General features: G+C 67.0%; 18 protein-coding genes. 5 read left to right on the forward strand and 13 right to left on the reverse strand.

Going from position 1 to position 18707, the window contains the following annotated elements; all coding sequences use genetic code 11:
* Positions 1–88: 88 nt before the first annotated feature.
* The 3 genes from BCY78_RS03295 to BCY78_RS03305 are packed head-to-tail and all read right to left on the reverse strand — an operon-like array spanning position 89 to position 2642.
* Positions 89–1420, reverse strand: a complete 1332-nt coding sequence (locus BCY78_RS03295) for an FAD-binding oxidoreductase (RefSeq protein ID WP_068297840.1) — start codon at positions 1418–1420, stop codon at positions 89–91.
* On the reverse strand, positions 1420–2121 hold the full coding sequence (locus BCY78_RS03300) for an SDR family NAD(P)-dependent oxidoreductase (RefSeq protein ID WP_068297843.1): 702 nt from the start codon (positions 2119–2121) through the stop codon (positions 1420–1422). Before BCY78_RS03300 ends, BCY78_RS03295 begins: the two co-directional genes overlap by 1 nt.
* Positions 2118–2642: a MarR family winged helix-turn-helix transcriptional regulator gene (locus tag BCY78_RS03305; protein WP_068297846.1), complete on the reverse strand. Its 525-nt coding sequence runs from the start codon at positions 2640–2642 to the stop codon at positions 2118–2120. Before BCY78_RS03305 ends, BCY78_RS03300 begins: the two co-directional genes overlap by 4 nt.
* A 38-nt stretch (positions 2643–2680) precedes the next feature.
* On the opposite strand from BCY78_RS03305, the gene BCY78_RS25160 reads away from it, so the two are divergent.
* On the forward strand, positions 2681–3121 hold the full coding sequence (locus tag BCY78_RS25160) for a hypothetical protein (RefSeq protein ID WP_139103073.1): 441 nt from the start codon (positions 2681–2683) through the stop codon (positions 3119–3121).
* On the opposite strand, the gene BCY78_RS03310 is transcribed toward BCY78_RS25160, so the two are convergent.
* The 5 genes from BCY78_RS03310 to BCY78_RS03330 all read right to left on the reverse strand — a co-directional run bounded on the left by BCY78_RS03310 (position 3055) and on the right by BCY78_RS03330 (position 8708).
* Positions 3055–4125 carry a GlxA family transcriptional regulator gene (locus BCY78_RS03310; RefSeq protein WP_068298624.1) on the reverse strand — a complete coding sequence of 357 codons (1071 nt, stop codon included), beginning with the start codon at positions 4123–4125 and terminating at the stop codon, positions 3055–3057. The genes BCY78_RS25160 and BCY78_RS03310 overlap by 67 nt on opposite strands.
* 119 nt (positions 4126–4244) lie before the next feature.
* Positions 4245–5585 (reverse strand): FAD-binding oxidoreductase, encoded by a 1341-nt coding sequence (locus tag BCY78_RS03315; RefSeq protein ID WP_068297849.1) that lies wholly within the window; start codon positions 5583–5585, stop codon positions 4245–4247.
* Entirely contained in the window at positions 5582–7081 is a 1500-nt protein-coding gene (locus BCY78_RS03320; RefSeq protein WP_068297851.1) for an aldehyde dehydrogenase, read from the reverse strand. Before BCY78_RS03320 ends, BCY78_RS03315 begins: the two co-directional genes overlap by 4 nt.
* A 5-nt stretch (positions 7082–7086) precedes the next feature.
* Positions 7087–7989 (reverse strand): dihydrodipicolinate synthase family protein, encoded by a 903-nt coding sequence (locus tag BCY78_RS03325; protein WP_068297853.1) that lies wholly within the window; start codon positions 7987–7989, stop codon positions 7087–7089.
* The gene (locus BCY78_RS03330; protein ID WP_068297856.1) at positions 7986–8708 is read right to left on the reverse strand and encodes a GntR family transcriptional regulator; all 723 of its coding nucleotides are present in this window, start codon (positions 8706–8708) and stop codon (positions 7986–7988) included. Before BCY78_RS03330 ends, BCY78_RS03325 begins: the two co-directional genes overlap by 4 nt.
* A 131-nt stretch (positions 8709–8839) precedes the next feature.
* Between BCY78_RS03330 and BCY78_RS03335 the strand changes: the two genes are divergently transcribed.
* The 4 genes from BCY78_RS03335 (at position 8840) to BCY78_RS03350 (ending at position 12963) form a co-directional block, all read left to right on the forward strand.
* Positions 8840–9913: a glycine betaine/L-proline ABC transporter ATP-binding protein gene (locus tag BCY78_RS03335; RefSeq protein ID WP_068297858.1), complete on the forward strand. Its 1074-nt coding sequence runs from the start codon at positions 8840–8842 to the stop codon at positions 9911–9913.
* An 11-nt stretch (positions 9914–9924) separates the two neighbouring features.
* Positions 9925–10857, forward strand: coding sequence for a proline/glycine betaine ABC transporter permease (locus BCY78_RS03340; RefSeq protein ID WP_068297860.1), 933 nt, complete (start codon positions 9925–9927; stop codon positions 10855–10857).
* 41 nt (positions 10858–10898) lie between these two features.
* Positions 10899–11885, forward strand: coding sequence for a glycine betaine/L-proline ABC transporter substrate-binding protein ProX (proX, locus tag BCY78_RS03345; protein ID WP_068297862.1), 987 nt, complete (start codon positions 10899–10901; stop codon positions 11883–11885).
* Between the two features lie 82 nt (positions 11886–11967).
* Entirely contained in the window at positions 11968–12963 is a 996-nt protein-coding gene (locus BCY78_RS03350) for a GlxA family transcriptional regulator (RefSeq protein WP_068297863.1), read from the forward strand.
* On the opposite strand, the gene BCY78_RS03355 is transcribed toward BCY78_RS03350, so the two are convergent.
* The 5 genes from BCY78_RS03355 to BCY78_RS03375 are packed head-to-tail and all read right to left on the reverse strand — an operon-like array spanning position 12960 to position 18431.
* On the reverse strand, positions 12960–14414 hold the full coding sequence (locus tag BCY78_RS03355) for an FAD-binding oxidoreductase (RefSeq protein WP_068297866.1): 1455 nt from the start codon (positions 14412–14414) through the stop codon (positions 12960–12962). The genes BCY78_RS03350 and BCY78_RS03355 overlap by 4 nt on opposite strands.
* The gene (locus BCY78_RS03360; protein ID WP_068297867.1) at positions 14411–15823 is read right to left on the reverse strand and encodes an MmgE/PrpD family protein; all 1413 of its coding nucleotides are present in this window, start codon (positions 15821–15823) and stop codon (positions 14411–14413) included. The genes BCY78_RS03355 and BCY78_RS03360 overlap by 4 nt, the downstream gene beginning before the upstream one ends.
* Positions 15820–16680, reverse strand: coding sequence for a sulfurtransferase (locus tag BCY78_RS03365; RefSeq protein WP_068297870.1), 861 nt, complete (start codon positions 16678–16680; stop codon positions 15820–15822). The genes BCY78_RS03360 and BCY78_RS03365 overlap by 4 nt, the downstream gene beginning before the upstream one ends.
* Positions 16681–16690: 10 nt before the next feature.
* Positions 16691–18064, reverse strand: coding sequence for an adenylosuccinate lyase (gene purB / locus BCY78_RS03370; protein WP_068297871.1), 1374 nt, complete (start codon positions 18062–18064; stop codon positions 16691–16693).
* Positions 18065–18092: 28 nt separating this feature from the next.
* Positions 18093–18431 (reverse strand): carboxymuconolactone decarboxylase family protein, encoded by a 339-nt coding sequence (locus BCY78_RS03375; protein ID WP_068297872.1) that lies wholly within the window; start codon positions 18429–18431, stop codon positions 18093–18095.
* Positions 18432–18707 lie beyond the last annotated feature (276 nt).

Here is an 18707-nt window from a genome sequence, read left to right on the forward strand (position 1 = left end):
GGGATGAGAGGCGGGCGCGTCGTTCCTCGCGCGCTCTTGCTTCGAGACCGATCCCTGGACGGGGCCGGTGCGAAGAGGGTCGTTCGGGTTAAAAGCCGTCGTCGGGCGCCAATCGGCTGCCATCGGTGAAGCGAGAGAAGCGGAAAGCTGATGCATCGACACAGGTGGGTCGGCCGGTGACGATTTCGGCCATCAGCTTGCCGGCGGCGGGGCCGATGCCGAATCCGTGGCCCGAAAAGCCCGTGGCCATGAAGAAGCCCGGCCTGCCGTCCACGCCCGAGATCACCGGCACCGCATCCGGCGTGACATCGATGTAGCCTGCCCAGCTTTGTGCAGGTTTAGCCTTGCCGAAGACCGGGAATGCTTTCGCCGCCGCGTCCAGCGTCTGTCGCACGATGCGCGGATGCGGCTTGGGGTCCAGCACACGGGTGTATTCGAAGGGTGACGCTTCATCCATCCGCCAGCGCCGCGCATAGCCGGCTTCCTGCGCGAAGCGCGGGCCGAAACGCAGGCGCAAATCGCGCCACTGGTGCTTCAAGGCCGGCAGGTAGCGCAGGGCAAGGCGGAAGCTGTCCGGCACCACATCCACCACATTGACCGAGCCCGAGGCCAGCGTGTAGCCGCCGTCCTTGCGCTTGCGGAAGGCGAAGTCGCGGGTCCAGTAGGCGGCTTCGGGGCCCCCGTCGAGCGGCTCGGTCCGCACCACGGTGTTCATCACTTTCAGCTGCGGAAAATCCAGGTCCATGTTCCCGGTGAACAGCCGCGACCAGGCGCCGCCGGCCAGAACCACCGCGTCACAGGCGATGGGTCCGCGCTCGGTCACAACCCCTGAGACGACACCTCCGCTGGTCTCGACCCCGCGGACCGCGCATTCGGTCAGGATCACCGCACCCCGGTCCCGCGCAGCCTCGGCAATGGCGGGGGCCGCAAGCTGGGGTTCGGCCCGACCGTCGGAGGCCGTGAACAATCCGCCCTTCACCGGCTCGTTGCAGCCCGGCATCACCGCGTCGAATTCCGCACCCGACACGATGCGGCTGTCCAGCTGATACGGTTCCAGGTGCTTTGCCCAGCGACCATAGCGTTCCATCTCGGCCTCGCTTCGGCACGAGAACATGATGCCCGACTGCCGGTATCCCAGTTCTCGCCCGGTGCGCTCGGCCAGATGCGGCCACAGGCGCAGGGCTTCGGCCATCAGGGGGATTTCGCGCGGGTCGCGGCGCGAGATACGGACCCAGCCCCAGTTGCGCGAGCTTGGCTCCTGCCCGATCCCGCCCTTCTCGCAAAGCGCGACGCGCAGACCCCGCTCGCTGAGTTCCAGCGCCGTCGAGGTGCCGATGATGCCACCACCGATCACCACCACATCCACCTTGGCGGGGAGGGCATCGTCACCATGGACAGGGGTCACGCGAGGTCCGGGCATCAGAATATTCCGTCGAGTTGGCAGTTCAGTGTGATTTCCGCCTGGCAGAGGCTGCCGGGCCGCTCGATCGTATCGAGGGTCAGCGTGGCCAGATCGCCGACCTGGGTCATCGCCTCGGCCGGAAACGTGTCAGAGGCAGCCTGCGCACCCATTTCGGTGGCGACAAAGCCGGGGCAGATCGCGGTTGCGCGGATGCCATGGCTCCAGCCCTCGTGCCGCAAGGCATGGGCCAGCCCGACGGCCGCGAACTTGGAATAGGCATAGAGGCCCGAGCGCGACGACTTCACCCGCTTGCCCGACAGCGAGGCCATGACGATCACCCGTCCTTGTCCCGACCGCTTCAACGGCTCCCACGCGGCTGCCGCCAGCCGGCGAGGGGCATGGGCATTGACCTCGAACAGGCGCTTCACCCGGGCGTCGTCCGCAGTGACGATGCTGTCGTGGTCCAGAAGCCCGGCGCAGGCGACAACGGCATCGATGCGGCCATGACGCTCCAGAACGCCGGCGACCCAATCGGCCTCGCCGCCGGTTTCGGCGTCATAAGGCACGGTTTCGGTACGGTCGTCGGGCCAATTTCCGTCCGGCAGGGTCGGATTGCGCAGCCCCATCGAGACGATCCAGCCACGCCGGATTGCTTCGACGGCGATGGCCCGCCCGATCCCGCGCGATCCGCCGGTGAGAAGAAGGACGCGCGCGTTCATCTTGACTTCCGCTTCCAGTCCATGCCGCCCTGACGTTCGACGTAGCCGGCGCAGATCTTGCGCAGCAGGGAGACCGTCTGTGCATGTTCTTCGGGGGTGAGCATCCAGAAGGCATCCTGCGGCTCGTCCAGAACGATGTCGCGCACCGTTTCCAGAACCGTCTCGCCGGCCGGCGTGATGTACAATTGCTGACGGCGGCGCGTTTCCGGGTCTGCGCGGCGCTCCAAGAGGCCGTCCACAGTCAGCTTGTCGATGAGCCGCGTCATCGCCGGGGCGTCCTTGCCGGCGAACTGGGTGATCTCGGAGGCGGTGATCCCCGGTTGATGCTTGACGATGAACAACGTCGAGATCTTGCCGGTGCCCCCCGCCACGGGAAGGCCGTGGAACTTCTTCTCCAGATCCCGCGACACCCAGAGGTTCAGGACCCGGACGTAATAGCTGATCGCATCCGTCAGGCAGTCGAGATTGATCTCGTCATAGCAATCCTGCGGGGGCGTCAGAGGCGGGGAGGGATCAGACATCACGCGAACCTTACCTTGGGTTAATCTAATTGTTGTCGATGACAATTGTCGATGACAACAAAAAAATCATGCAGGTGTCATGGAATCGTGATGGCGCTTGTTTTCGCTTTGAAAATTGCCTGCCCAAGCAGCATTTCTCGCCCCATCGCGCGATGGAAACGCTCAAACTTGGAAAATTGCCGAGGGAATCGCAGGCAAAGAGCGCATGGCGTCAATGCAAACGGGATCACCCGGCGCCTGCCGCGGTGATCCCGGTGTGCTGGGTCGTGCACGGCGTGGTGCCGCGTGGATCAGTCGGGTTCACGCGCCTCTTGGCTGCTGCCGCGCCGGACCTGCATCTGCATCACTGTGCCCACGTCCAGCGACGTAGCAGCGCGGAACAGGGAAAGACCAGTCGTCGCTTGCTTGCAGGTCAGACGCCGGTGTCGCGCGCGGCGGCCAAGGTTGCCAACGCCACCGGCGGCAGGGTCGAGGCATAGCCCATCAGCTTGCTGGGGCTGCGGCCGAACCGCTTCTTGAAGCAACGCGAGAAATGCGCGACCGAGGTGAAGCCGGTCGCCTGCGAGATCTGCATGAGCGTCATTTCGGTATCGCACAGAAGCTTGCGCGCATGATCCAGCCGCAGCCCGAGGTAGTATTGCCCCGGAGCCTCGCCGAAGGCGCTGTCGAACATCCGCTCCAAATGCCGGCGGGAATAGCCGGCGCGGGCGGCCAGCTGGTCCATGCTCATCGGATCTTCGAGGTTCGCGGCCATCAGCCGGATGATCTCGACCAACACGGGCTTGCGCATCGCCATCCGCGCGCTGAGCGATCCGCGTTGCCCGTCGCTGCCCGCCGTCGTCGCCGAGCGCAGGCACATGTCCGACACCGTCGCGGCGAATTCCGTGCCGTAATCCTGCGCGATGATCGCCAGCATCATGTCGGTCGCCGCCGCCCCGCCGCCGCAGGTCATCACCGGGCCGTCGATCTCAAACCGGGCGCCGGTGGGGCTGAGGTCGGGGAAGCGTTCGGCGAAACCGGCCTGGTTCTCCCAATGCAGGGTGAAGCGCCGTTGCCCCAACAGACCCGCCTTGGCCAGCAGGAAGGCGCCGGTGCAGACGCCGCCGACCGTCCCGCCATGGCGCAGATGGCGTGTGACGGCAGCGGCGATGCGGGGGGCGTTGCGGGCGCCGGGCTGGATGCCGCCGCAAACCAGCAGGGACTCGGCGTCATCGAGATCCTTGGCGATCGCCGCGGTCTCGACCACGATCCCCGAAGAGCTTTCCACGGGACCGCCGGCCTCTGACACGACGGTCCAGCGATAGAGCGGCAGTTGCGACAGCTGGTTGGCGATCCGCAGCGGCTCGACGGCCGAGCTGAAAGCCAGCAGGGTGAAGCCGGGCAGCAGGGCGAAATGGAAGCTGCGCGTGGGTTTGGCGTTGGTGACGACCGCACAGGCCGCCCCACGGGGCACCGTCGCAATCGCCTGTGATCCAAGTCCCATCATCGCCAATCCTGCCTTGCGCGGCCTCCGGTCAGGGCCGCGCGTTCTGTCCCATGATCAAGGAGCGCCCGGTCCAGCGCAAGTCTGGCGTCACGCGGGCCGCCGCGCCGGATCGGGCGTTACTCGTCGCGCGCTTTCCACTCGCGCCAGCGCAGCACGGCATTCGCGCCCATCTCCTTGAAGGGCTGCGGCGGCAGTTTGGAGGGGCGGGCCTCGGCGGTGAAATGGCGGGTGATCGCGGTCTCGGTGCCCATCGCCAGTTCCGCCGCGCAGATGCCCGTCAGCGTGCCGCGCGCGGTGCCGAGGCCATTTTGCACACAGCCCGAGAAGACGCCTTCGTCCAGCTGCCGTGCAACGGCGACGCTGTTCATCGACAGGCACAGATGCCCGGCCCAGGCGTTCTCCATCTTCATACCGGCGAGCGCCGGGAAGCGTTGGTCGAACTTGCGCTGCATGATCCGCGCGGCGCGATCCAGATCGCCCTGCGAGACACGCATCCCGGGGCGGAGCGTTGCACAGGTCCGCGTCACGATCCGGTTGCCGCCTTGGCCACTGTCGATCCGGCGCACCGTGGTGCCCATCGGGTCCGAGGGCGTGATGCCCCAGCGCGGCTGGCCGCCGAGGCGTTTCAGCGCCTCCGGACCCAGCTCGGGCGTGATGACGGCATAGAGAAACAGCTGCATCAGCCGCCCCTTCTCGAAGCCGAAGCTCTCGAGATGGCCGTTGACGGTCAGGATCACTTTACCGGCGCTGACCTGCCCCTGCTGGGTGGCGACGCGCCAGCCCGTGCCTTGCTTTTCAAAGCCGGTGACAGGGCTGTTCTCATGCAGGACAACCCCGTCCCGCATCAGCCCCTCGGCCAACCCGCGCACATAGGCGGCGGGCTGCAGCATCACCGTGCCCGGCGTGTAGAGGCCCGAGGCATAGTGCCGCGAGCCGGTGACCTCGGCCATCTGTTGCGCGTCGAGCAGGGTGCTGGTCTCACCTAGCGAGGCGAGGTGATCGGCATAGCTGCGGTTATGCGCGACCGCCGCCGCGCTGACCGCGCCGTTGATCTTGCCCGCCCGGTCGAAGACGCCGGGGGCCATGCCGTAGGCCTCGACCGCCTCACCAGCAAAGCCGATGGCCTGCCGGTTGAGGTCGATCACCGCGCGGTCGTCGCCACCGCCCGAGTAATCCTCTGAGGTCAGTTCATGCGGCAGGTCGATCATGAAGCCCGAGTTGCGGCCCGCCGCGCCCTCGGCCACCCGCCCGGCCTCCAGTACCACGACCCGCAGGGCGGGATCGAGCTGCTTCAGACGCCGCGCGGCGGAGAGACCGGCGAAACCGGCGCCGACCACCACCACATCGGCGGTGATCGCGCCCGTCAGAGCCTCCGTCCCCTGACGGGCCGGAAGCAGGGCGTTCCACGCGGCGACGCCCCTTTGCAGCGGAAGCCGCCGCGCGGAATAGTGTGTCACTCGACGGCCTCATCGGCATCGTCGCTCAGGTCCAGCCAGATCGTCTTCAGCTGCGTGTACTGGTCATGCGCGTGGATGCCGTTGTCCCGCCCGCCGAAGCCCGATTGCTTAAAGCCGCCGAAGGGCGTGGTGTTGTCGCCCTCGCCGAAGCTGTTGACGGTGACGGTGCCGGCGCGGATTGCGCGTGCCGCCCGGATCGCCCGCTTGGCATTGCCGCTGAACACCGAGGCCGCGAGGCCGTATTCGGTGTCATTGGCCAGCGCGATGGCCTCGTCGACATTCTCGACCGTCAGCACCGACAGGACCGGGCCGAAGATCTCTTCGCGCACACAAGGGTCATTGCGGTCGGCGATGTCGAGGATCGTCGGCTCGACAAACCCGTCCTTCGCACCGCCGCCCAAGACGACCTTGCCGCCCTTGCCTAGATAGGAGCTGACCTTGTCGAAATGCGCGGTCGAGACCAGCGCGCCGACGCGGTTTTCCGGGTTCAGCGGATCGCCGACCGGCCATTCGCGGGCATGGGCGACGATGCGTTTCAGGAGCTCGTCCTTGATGCCCTTCTGCACGATCAGCCGCGACGAGGCCGAGCAGTTCTCGCCCATGTTCCAGAACGCACCGTTGACGACATGCGCGGCCACACGGTCGAGGTTCTCGGCATCGTCCAGCACCACCGCCGGGTTCTTGCCGCCCATCTCGAGCGTGACTTCCTTCAGGTTCGATTCGGCGGCGTAGCGCAGGAAGCGGCGGCCGGTCTCGGTCGAACCCGTGAAGCTGACGGCATCGACATCCATGTGACGGCCGAGCGGCTCGCCGACCTCGGGGCCGGTGCCGGGCACGACGTTGAACACGCCGGCCGGCACGCCCGCTTCCATCGCCAGTTCAGCGACGCGCAGGGCGGTGATGCTGGTTTCCTCGGCCGGTTTCACCACCACCGAGCAGCCGGCAGCCAGCGCCGGTCCGATCTTCCACGCCAGCATCAGCAGCGGGAAGTTCCACGGCAGGACCAGACCCACCACGCCGACCGGCTCGCGCACGATCATGGCGATGTGGTCGTCCGAGGCCGGGCTGACCTGATCGTAGATCTTGTCGATCAGTTCGGCGTGCCAGGTCAGGCAATGGATCGTCTCGGGGACGTCCACGGTCTCGCAATCATAGATCGTCTTGCCGGAATCGAGCGATTCCAGCACCGCCAGCTCGCGCGCGTTGCGCTTCAAAAGCTTGGCGAGGCGGATCAGCACCTCCTTGCGGTCGCGCGGATGCAGGCGCGACCAGCGGCCGTCCTCGAAGGCATCGCGCGCCTTTTCCACCGCCAGATCGACATCCGCCGAGCCGCAGGCGGCGACCTTGGCGATCACCGCGCCGGTGGCGGGGTTCACGGCGTCGAAGGTCTTGCCCGACAGCGCCGGACGGAACTTGCCGTCGATGAAGGCCTGCGTCGGGATCGAAAGACCGGCGGCGATCGCCTTGTATTCCTCGGTGGTCAGAAGCTCGCTCATGTCTCTCACTCCGCCTCGATCTCGGCGATGGTGCGTTTCAGAACCCGCACCACCTGTTCCAGCTGCCGTTTGTCATCCTTGTTCAATGCCTTCAGCGGCGCGCGGGGCGGGCCGGCATAAAGGCCCTGCATCTCGACACCGTATTTGATGCACTGAATGAACTTGCCGCCCTGCTCGAGCACCCGCATAAGCGGCATCAGCGCCGACATGATCTGGCGGCCCTTGGCGAAATCGCCCTCGACGGCGCAGGCCTTGTAGAGCGCGATATGCTCGGCCGGCAGGAAGTTCGAGCCGCCGCAGACCCAGCTTCGACCACCCCAGGCGAAGAATTCCAGCGCCTGATCGTCCATGCCGCAGGCCATTTGGATATGCGGATAGTCGCGGGCCAGAAGGTGCACGCGGTTGATATCGCCCGAAGATTCCTTGATCGCCTGGAAGTTGGCGGAACGGCCCACGCGGTCGAGGAATTCCTCGCCCATGTTGATGCCCATGCGGCCCGGGTAGTTGTACAGCATGATCGGCAGATCGGCTGCGCGGTCGATGGCCAGCGCATTGAGGGCATTCTCACGCTCGGTCGGCACCGAATAGGGCGGCGAGCCGACCAGAATGGCCGAGGCCCCGATCTTCGCGGCCGTCTCGGCCATGAGGATCGAATCCTCCAGCCGGATCGCCACGGTGCCCACCATCAGCGGCACGCGGTCGCCGATGACCTCCTTGGCCAGCGTGGCGAGCTCGATGCGCTCGTCCATGGTCTGGGCGTAATATTCGCCCGTCGACCCGCCGTTGATGATGCCATGAACGCCCGAGGCGATCAGGTGCTCGATGGCCGCGACGAAAGCGTCGCGGTCGATGCTGCCATCCTCCCGATACGGGGTGATGACCGGCGTGTGGATGCCGTCGAAGTTCATGAAGCTCCTCTCGACTGTCGAGCGCCCGGCGCCTGGCCGAGCGGGATGGACATGCTTTCCGGGGTGACGAAGCTCTCGATCTCAGCGCGTGAGAGCTCCCAATGGGCGATGGCCAGATCACCGGCCGCATCGGCGGAACCCGCCTCGATCAGCGCGATGAACTCGTCATGCTGGTCCGCCGCGACCGACCGCTGATCCGCCATCGTCGGCGTGCGCGGGCTGTAGAAGGTCATGGCGATGCGCGTGTGATCGATCAGCAGGCGGCGCAGGCTGGGCATCAGGTATTCGTTGTCCGCCATCTCGCCGATCTGGGCGTGGAAACGCTCGTTCATCAGCGCGCGCTGCACGGTGTCGCCGTCGCGGATCGCGGCGCGGAACAGCATTTGCGTGTCCTTCAGGCGCATGATTTGCGGCGCGCGGGCGTGCAGGGCGGCCAGACGGCAGGTGGCGGAATAGATCATCGGCGCGGCGACGAAGAAGTTGCGCAGCGTCTTGTGCGTCATCGGCGAAACCTGCGCGCCGCGATTCTGGTGCAGCACGACATAGCCTTCACCGGCCAGCTCGCGCAGGACCTCGCGCAGGGGCGGGCGGGACAGGTTGTATTCCTCGGCCAGCTGCGTCTCGTCGAGATAGACGCCCGGCTCCAGCTCCTGCGTCAGCACGCGGCGCTTCAGATCCTCGATGCAGATCGTCTTCCGGCTTTTCGATTCGTCGCTCATGTCCTGCCTCCATTGATGTCTGCGGGCCTGAGGCCCCTCAGCGGCAGATATCTCGATTTCTTTGTAGTCGTAGAAAATACATATTGTCTACTAAGAAGTTTCATGCTTTGCATTGTGCAAGGAGAACCTGCATGAACACACCCAGTGCCGAGCCCGTGATCCGCTGCGAAGGGATCTGGAAGATCTTTGGAAAACGCGCCGACGAGGCGATGCGCAGCGTGCGAGAGCACGGCCTGAGCAAGGAAGAGGTCCGCGACCGCTTCGATTGCGTGGTGGGCGTGCGCGATGCCTCGTTCGATGTCGCCCGCGGCGAGATCTTCTGCATCATGGGACTGTCGGGCTCGGGCAAGTCGACGCTGATCCGCCATATCAACCGCCTGATCGAGCCGACCGCCGGCAAGATCATGATCGAAGGGCGCGACGTGAACGCGCTGTCCAATGCCGATCTGCGTCAGATGCGGGCCGAGAAGATCGGCATGGTGTTCCAGAGCATGGCGCTGATGCCGCATCGCAACGTGCTGCAGAACGTGGCCTTCAGTCAGGAAGTGCGCGGCTTCGACAAGGCCGAGCGTCGCCGCAGCGCCCTGCGCGCCATCGAGGCGGTCGATCTGAAGGGTTGGGAAGCGAAATATCCCGACGAGCTGTCGGGTGGGATGCAGCAGCGCGTGGGTCTGGCCCGCGCTATCGCCGCCGATCCCGCGATCCTGCTGATGGACGAGCCCTTCTCGGCGCTCGACCCGCTGATCCGCCGGCAGTTGCAGGACCAGTTCATGGCCCTCTCGGCCGAGATGCACAAGACGACGCTTTTCATCACCCATGACCTCGACGAGGCGATCCGCATCGGCCACCGCATCGCCATCATGAAGGATGGTGAGCTGGTGCAGATCGGCACGCCCGAGGACATCGTCACCGCCCCCGCCGACGCCTATGTCGCGGATTTCGTGGCGGGCATTTCCAAGCTGGGCCTCGTCACCGCGGCCAAGATCATGGAGCCCGTCGCCGCCTGGGAACAGCGCGAGGGACCGGCCGCCACGGCATCGTGGTCGCAGGCCCGCCCCGAGGCGCTTCTCAATGAGCTGGTCGACCTGTCGATCGCCTCGCCGGACCCGATTGCAGTCATGCAAGACGGCAAGGCCATCGGCATCGTCACGAAAACCGCGCTGTTGCGCGGGGTGCGGGGCGATCTCGCTCCGGCTGCGGCCTGAGGAGGGCGCCCATGGAATTCCTGAACAGCCTTCTCGACCCCTTCGCCCTGATCGACCTTGGCATCGCGGACATCGCCGATGGCGTGAAACGCTGGGCGATTGCCAACCGCTCGATGATCCAGCCGATCAAGGATGTGCTCAACACCGGGATCGTCAGCGTCGATCACGCCTTCAACGCGGTGCCGCCGCTGCTGATGCTGCTGATCATCGTGCTGATCGCGTGGCAGCTGGCCTCGGCCCGGGTGGCGATCACCGTGGGTGTCGCGTTGACCGTGCTGGGCCTTCTGTCGCCGCATGCCTGGGGCCTCGCAATGACCACGCTGGCGATTGTCGTCGCCGCGGTGATCGTGTGCTTCCTGATCGGCCTTCCGCTGGGCACGCTGGCCGGCAAATCCGACCGGTTCGAGGCCGTGCTGCGCCCGCTTCTCGACCTGATGCAGACGATCCCGGCCTTCGTGTACCTCGTCCCCGTGGTCATGCTGATCGGCATCGGCAACGTCGCCGGCGTGATCGTCACCGTGATCTTCGCCCTGCCGCCGTTGGTGCGCTTGACCTCGCTGGGGATCCGCGGCGTGAACCCCAGCGTGGTTGAGGCCGCCCGGGCCTTCGGTGCCAGCCCCAAACAGGTGCTGTTCAAGGTCGAGCTGCCGCTGGCCATGCCGACGATCATGGCCGGCGTGAACCAGACCATCATGATGGCCCTGTCGATGGTGGTGATCGCCTCGATGATCTCGGTCGGCGGGCTCGGCAACGAGGTGCTGCGTGCCATGGGCCGCCTTGACGCCGGCAAGGCCATCGTCGGCGGTCTGGGCATCGTGATCCTCGCCATCGTCCTCGACCGCATCACCCAAGGCATCGGCCAGTCCGGCCGCGCCCGTGGCCATCGCCGCTGGTTCGAGGTGGGCCCGATCGGCCTGATCTCGGCCCCGTTCCGCAAAGCCTGACGTTCATCCACCCCCACAACGACAAGACCAGGGAGACTACCATGCTGAAATACACCACCATGACTGCCATCGCCCTTGCCCTTGCGGCCGGGCCTGCGCTGGCCAACGACACCCCCGGCGAAGGCGTCACCGTTCGCCCCGTCGTCGGCCTCATTGCCGAGGAATATTTCCAGAGCCGCATCCTGTTCCGCGCGCTGGAGGATCTGGGCTACACCGTCGCCGAGCCGCTGCAGACCGAGATCCAGACGGCGCATCTCGCCGTCGGCACCGGCGACGCGGATTTCTACCCGATCCATTGGGGCACGCTGCACGAAGCCTTCTTCCAGGAATCCGGTGGCGATGACGTGCTGGAGCGCGTCGGCCCGCTGGTCGAAGGTCTGGTGCAGGGCTACCTGATCGACAAGGCCACCTATGACACCGGCATCCACGACCTGAGCCAGCTGGCCGACCCGGCCGTTGCCGCCCTGTTCGACGCCAATGGCGACGGCACCGCGGATCTGGCCGGTTGCGTTCCGGGTTGGGGCTGCGAGCGTGTGATCGAGCATCACCTGGACGAATACGGCCTGCGCGACACCGTCACCCACAACCAAGGCGCCTATAACGCGCTGATGGCCGACGCCATCGCCCGCCATGAGAACGGCGAGCCGATCCTGTACTTCACCTGGACGCCCTACTGGGTTTCGGGCGCGCTGGTGCCGGGCACGGATGTGGAATGGATCTCGGTCCCCTACACCTCGCTGCCGGACGGCGTCGAGGCGGACACCACCTTCAACGGCACCAACATCGGTTTCGCCGTCGACACGATGTACACGCTGGCCCGTGACGAGTTCCTTGCGGCAAACCCCGCTGCCGCGACGCTGCTCTCGGTGGCCCGCATCGACATCAATGACATTTCGGCCCAGAACCTGCTGATGTCGAACGGCGAGGACAGCTCGGAAGACATCGACCGTCACGTCTCGGAGTGGATCGCGGCCCATCAGGCTGACTACGACAGCTGGCTGGCCGAAGCCCGCGCGGCAGCGGAGTAAGCGCGCCCCTCGCGCACATCGCTGTCTGGCCGCGCGGGGTCCCCTCTCCCGCGCGGCCTTTTCCCTTTTCGGAGCGTCCGCCATGTCTGTCCCGTCAGGCACGCAGCATTTCGTCTTCGCCTTGGTCGAGGGCTATACCCATCTCGCCCTGTCCTGCGCCGTCGATCCCCTGCGGATCGCCAATCTGGTCAGCGAGAAGCCGCTCTACAGCTGGTCCTTTGCCTCGCTGGACGGGAAAACCGCGACCGCCTCGAACGAGGCGGTGACGCTGGTGCACCACGCCTATTCCGACATTCCGCCCTGTGACCGGCTGTTCGTGCTGTCCGGCATCCATATGCAGAAACGCGAACACGGGCCCCTCATTGCCGCGCTGCGCCATAGCCTGCGGACGCGCAAGAGCATCCTCGGCGCGCTGGATTCCGGGGCCTATATCCTCGCCAAGGGCGGGTTCCTGAACGGCATCCGCACGGCGATCCATTGGGAGTATCACGACGGGTTCGTCGAAAGCTTCCCCGAGGTGCCGCTGGTGCGCAATGTCTTCGTGGCGGATGAGAAGATCATCACCGCCTCGGGCGGGACGGCGACGGCGGATCTGATGCTGCACTTGATCGAGAGGGACCACGGCTATGACCTGATGGTCGCGGTGGCCGATCAGATGCTCTACACCGCCGCGCGGGATGCCGGCGTGGCGCAGAAGGTCTCGCTGCAATCGAAGCTGGGCACGCGCAACCAGCACCTGACCCGCGCCATCGACATCATGCGCCGCAATATCGATGAACCGGTGACGCCCAGCGTGATCGCGGCCGATCTGGGAATTTCCGTCCGGCAGCTGGAGCGGTTGTTCGGCCGGCACCTGAACACCTCACCCAAGAAATACTACACCGAGATGCGGCTGGAGCGGGCGCGCAACCTGCTGATGCAGACCGAGATGTCGATCATCGAAGTGGCCTTCGCCTCAGGCTTCGAGAGCGCCGGGCATTTCTCGCGCGTGTATCGGCTGGCCTATGGCGTCACGCCCCGTGACCAGCGCGCGCGGTACACGGTGCAAAGTGAGCTTCCGGTCAGGCGGCTGCCCTAGGCCGGTGGCGTTCGGCCCAGAAACTTGCCCCGGTTCATCAGATCACCCGGATCGATCGCCTGCTTGATCGCCCGCATCATCCGCGTCTCGACCGGCGCACGGAAGGCATCGAGCTCGTCGCGTTTCAAAAGCCCGATCCCATGCTCGGCCGAGATCGCCCCCTGCATCCGCGCGGCCACGGCATGCACCGCCTCGTTGACCTCGGACCAGCGGGACAGGAAGGCCGCGCGCTCCATCCCCTCAGGCTGCGAGATGTTGAAATGCACATTGCCGTCGCCGACATGGCCGAAGGCGCAGATATGCGCGTCGGGGATCAGCGCCAGCACGGCGGCGCTGGCCTCGGTGACAAAGTCTGGGAAGCGCGCGACGGGGACCGAGATGTCATGCTTGATGCTGGCGCCCGCACGTTTCTGCGCCTCAGGCGTCTTTTCGCGCAATTGCGTCAGCGCCCGCGCCTGCGCCAGAGATTCCGCGACGACCGCGTCAATGATCAGCCCCTGTTCCCAAGCGGTCTCGATCACCGCCTCGAATTGCGCGCGAAGGTCTGTGCCGGGCCGGGGCGTGCCCAGCTGGATCAGCGCGTACCACGGATGCGGCCGGTCGAAGGGATCGCGCCCCTCGGCATGACGGCAGACGATCTCGAAGGGGAAGCGCGCCATCATCTCGAACATCGTCACCGCGTCACCGCTGAGGCGCCGGGCCAGCGACAGAAGCGCCAGCACCTTGTCGACCGAATCCAGCGCACAGAGCGCCGTCTCCTGCTGCACCGGACGCGGGAACAGCTTCAGCACGGCGCGGGTGACGATGCCCAGCGAGCCCTCGCTGCCGATGAACAGGTTCTTCAGCGAATAGCCGCTGTTGTCCTTGATCAGCGGCCTGAGCCCGTCCCAGACCTCGCCGTCGGGCAGGACGACTTCCAGCCCCAGCACCAGATCGCGGGTATTGCCGTATTTCAGCACGCCCGTGCCCCCGGCATTCGCGGCGATATTGCCGCCGATCAGGCACGAGCCCTCGGCCCCGAGGCTCAGGGGAAACAAGCAACCCGCCTCCTCGGCCGCCCTCTGGATATCGGCCAGAACGCAGCCGGCCTCGACCGTCATGGTGTAATTGACGGGGTCGATGGCGAGGATCCGGTTCATGCGTTTGAGCGAGATCATCACCTCGCCCGCCCGCGCCACTGCCCCGCCGACGAGGCCCGTGTTGCCGCCGACCGGCACCATCGGCACGCCCGCCTCGGCACAGAGCGTCACCGCGCGGGCCAGTTCCTCGGTCGAGCCGGGGGTCAGGACGATGGTGGCATCGGGCCGGAAATGGCCGCGTTCCTCGATCAGGAAGGGCGCGAGGCGGTCGGCTTCGGTGATCACGCAGGCGGGCCCGAGGGACGCGCGCAGCTGATCGGCGAAGCCCTCGGGCAGGGGCGGCAGCGGGGTGAGGGTCGGAGTCAGGCTCATGCAGCGGGTATCTCGGGTCTGGACAGGGGGATCAGCGCGGCGAGCGCATCGGCATCGGGGGCTGGCCCCTCGGCACTGGCGAGGCGTCGGGCCCAACGGATCAGCGCCTCGGGCTCGGCGGGGTGATCGGGCGCGAGGGCCAGCACATCGACCAACCGTCCCGCCAGCGCGGGCCGGTCCCAAGGGGCCTCGGGGTCGCCCGAGCGGAAGGCGCGTTCCTCGGTCAGGATACGGCCGTCGGCCAAGGTAACGTTGACCCGCGCCGGGCGTTCACGCGGGAAGCGGGCGTCGAAGGCGGGGGGCGAGGACAGGCTGACCTTGGTCTCCATCGCCCGCGGCACGGGCCGGGTCAGCAGCGGGGGCATGCAGCCGCGGAAGTCGGGCGGGAAGCCGGACAGGAGGGCAGCTATGCAGAAGCTCGTGGAGAATTTTGCCTCGGCCAGCGTCTGAGGATCGCGAGTGCCGGCGATGGCGCGGGCGGCCGAGGGAACCTCGACCTCAACCGAGCGGATCGCCTCGGCACCGGGCCAATCGGGTCTCTGCGTCAGGGCGCGGGCGCAATCGAGTGCGGAATGCATCTGGCCGCAAGTGGGCCAGGCCTTGATCGTCACGTCGTGGATGCGCTCCTCGCCCTCAGGCCTCAGCAGCGCCGGATCGCCGCCGGTGATCTGCCAGCTGCGCAAAGCCCCGCGCGGGCCCTCCAGCACATGAGCCGCGCCGGGGATCCCGGCCTGCGCCAGTCGCGCCGCGGTCAGCCCCGCGCGGGCGGCGAGCCCCGCGTGCAGCATCTTCGCGGCCCCGGCCCCGTCATCGAGGAACTGCCACAGCCCCGCCGCCTGCGTTCCGGCATGACCCAGCGCCCAGAGCATCCGCTCGGCATCAAGGCGCAGCAACCGCCCCGCCGCCGCCGCCGCACCGAACGCGCCGGCGGTGGCCGTGGTGTGGTTGACCGCGTAATGCTCGGGCCCGAGGAAGGCCCCCACGCGCAGCACCGCCTCGTAGCCCACGACGATGGCATCGCGCAGATCGGCGGCTTGCAGCCCCGGCATCGTGCAGGCAAGCGCGAAGACGGTCGGCAGCACGACGATCCCGGGATGCGAGGTCGAGAGGCGATGCGCGTCATCGACCTCCCACAGATGCGCAAGGGCGGCATTGGTCATGGCCGCCGCCTCGACCGGCGCGCGGGCGGTTTGCCCGGCGATCCATGCGGGACCCGCCTCGCCGGCTTGAGGCCCGAGCGCGTGCAGATAGGGCGCGGCGAGGGGATGGCCCAAGCCCGCCACCAGCGCGCCGGCATAATCGACCAGCGTTGCTTCCAGCCGTTCGTCCAGCCGCGGATCCTGCCCCGGTGCCGGTCCGCGACGCTGCGCCGCGAACCGGGCGAGAGGGGCGAGCAGAGGCTCGGTCATGGCGCGTCGTCCTGCACGACCGGCAGGTCCGGGCGGCTCTCGCGCCCCCATTCCGACCACGATCCGTCATAGACCGAGACCGGCCCCAGCCCGGCGGCCTCGGCCCCCAGCGCGAGGACGCTGGCGGTGACGCCCGATCCACAGCTGGCGATGACCAGCGCGCCGGCATCGGTCAGTCCACGTGCCGCGAAGGCCTCGCGCAGCGCCTTGGTATCGCGGTAGCGCCCGCCGCTGAGCAGCTGGTCGAACGGCAGGTTCCGCGCGCCCGGCATATGGCCCGAGCGCAGTCCGGCGCGCGGTTCAGGCTCGCGCCCCGCGAAGCGTCCGGGACCACGGGCATCGAGGATCACCCTCCCCTCGCGCCCCAGAGCCGCCTTGACCGCCGCCGCATCGCTGAGCCGTGCCGCATCCGGTCGAGCGGTGAAATCCCCGGGCGCACGAGGCGCAGGCGGGGCGGTTTCCAGCGCGCCCCCGGCGGCGATCCAGGCGGGCAGCCCCCCGTCCAGCGCGGCGACGGCGGCGTGACCCATGGCCTTGAACATCCACCACGCACGCGGCGCGGCGAAGATGCCCGCGCCGTCGTAGCAGATCACCTGCGTCGCAGCGCCGATGCCGAGGGCGCGCACGCCGGCCTCGAAAGCCTCAGGCGTGGGCAGCATATGCGGCAGGTCCGTGCCCGGCAGCGCGAAGTCATGATCGAAGTCGAACCGCTGCGCGCCGGGGATATGGCCCTGCGCATATTCGGCCTCGGCATCGCGGTTCATCGCCGGCAGATACCAGCTGCAATCGAGCAGCACGACATCGGCGCGCGACAGGTTCTCCGACAGCCAACGGGCGTCGATGAGCGTGGTTTGCATCGCCATCCCTTCAGGCCCCCGCCGCGATCCAGGCGGAACCGCTTTCGCGCGCGACGACCCGGTCGATGCTGGCCCCGACCTCGCCGAGATAGCGCGCGGGATCGGTCAGATCGGCGATCTGCGCCTCGGTATAGGTGTCGGCGATATGGTCATGCGTGCGCAGGGCCTCGGCGAAGGACTGCCCCTTCTCGATCCCCGACATCGAGGCCTCGTAGAGCCATTCATGCGCGGTGTTCTTGCCCACCCGCTCGCCGAGATCGAGCATCACCCGCTCGGACAGAAGATAGCCCTTCATCATGTCGACGTTGCGCTGCATGACCTCGGGCCGGACGCGCAGGCCCTTGAGCAGCATGACCGTCTGGAACAGGCAGGCGCCGGTGACGAGGCAGGCCTCGGGGATCGCCTTCCATTCGGATTTCCACGCGATGCCGTCGCGCTCGTGCTCCTGTACCATCGCCTCCAGCATCATCGCGGCGCTATAGCGGACCGAGCGCGACAACATCGCCACGTTCTCGGCCGCGACGGGGTTGCGCTTGTGCGGCATGGTCGAGGAGCCGAGCTTGCCTTCGCTGAAGGCCTCCTCGACCTCGGCGAATTCGTTGCGCTGCAGGTTGAACAGCTCATTGCCGATCTTGCCGAGCGTCCCGGCCAGAAGAGCCAGCACCGTCAGATACTCGGCGAAACGGTCGCGCGAGGGCGCCCAGCTGATATCCGTCGCGGCCAGCCCCAGCTCGGCGGCGATGCCCTGTTCGATCGCCCGGGCCTCGGGCCCATAGGAGGCCTGCGTGCCGACCGCGCCCACGACCATCACCGCGAAGGTCCGCGCCGCGCATTGATCGAGGCGCTGTGCATGGCGCGACATCTCATCGAGCCAGATCGCGCATTTATGGCCGAAGGTGATCGGTAGGGCCTGCACACCATGGGTGCGCCCGACCATCACCAGATCGCGGTGCTCGGCCGAGAGGCGCAGAAGCTCGGCGCCGATCTGGCCGACCATACGGGTGAACTGGCCATGCGCTTCCTTCAGCTGCAACACGACGCCCGTATCGACCACGTCCTGCGTCGTCGCGCCGTAATGCAGATACTCGGCCGCGTCCCTGGGCAGATGCTTCTGCATCTCCTTCAGCACCGGCACGAGCGTGTGCTTGATGCGGCGCACCTCGGCGGCGATTGCCTCCACGTCCAGCGTCTCGATCCGGCCGGCCTTGGCGATCGCCTCGGCGGCGCTGTCCGGGATCAGCCCCAGCCGCGCCTGCGTACGGGCCAGCGCAACCTCGAAATCCAGCCATTTCTGCAGACGGTTCTCTTCCGAGAAGACCGCCCGCAGTTCGGGCGTGCTCCACAGATGCTGCATGGTGGTCATGTCAAAGACGGAAACTGACATCGTTCCTCCCCCCTTCCGGCCCCGGGCCTCAGCCCTCGGCCGCGTCCCAGAATTTCATCGCGAGGCCGCCATGCGCCGCCGCCGCCCCGGCGCAGAGCGCGGCCGAGATCAGCACGGCTTCGGCCGCTTCCTGCTTGGTGACGCCCGCGGCCTTGCCCTTCTTCACATGCGCCTCGATGCAATAGGGGCAGCCGGTGGCATGGGCGACGGCGATGGCGATCAGCTCGCGCACCTTGACCGGGATCGCGCCCTTGTCCGACGACGGGATCATGTTCAGCCCCATCCAGGCCTTGAAGTCGGACGGCGCAAGTTCCGCCATCTCCATGCGGGCCTTGGCGTCGGTCGGGTCGTAGTAATGGCTGCTCATCGGTCTCTCCCTTCGATGTGACGGCGCCCCCGTGAAGACGGGCATGGCGCCGGGTTCCTCCCGCGCCGTGAGGCGAGCGGGGCGGTGATTCGCAGTCCGGTTGACCTGCGCCCCACCTGTCCTTGTCCCCCTGCCGCGCGTCGCTGGCCCTTGCCCGCAAGGGGCTTGAGACAGCGCGGTTTCCTCCCGTCGCGCTGCAAAGGTCCGGCCATCGCAAAAACAGAACGACGATCCGTAGAATGGAACATAGGCACAAAAATTCTTGCGCGCCAGAGA

Source organism: Pararhodobacter sp. CCB-MM2 (assembly GCF_001691415.1).
Lineage (GTDB): Bacteria > Pseudomonadota > Alphaproteobacteria > Rhodobacterales > Rhodobacteraceae > Pararhodobacter.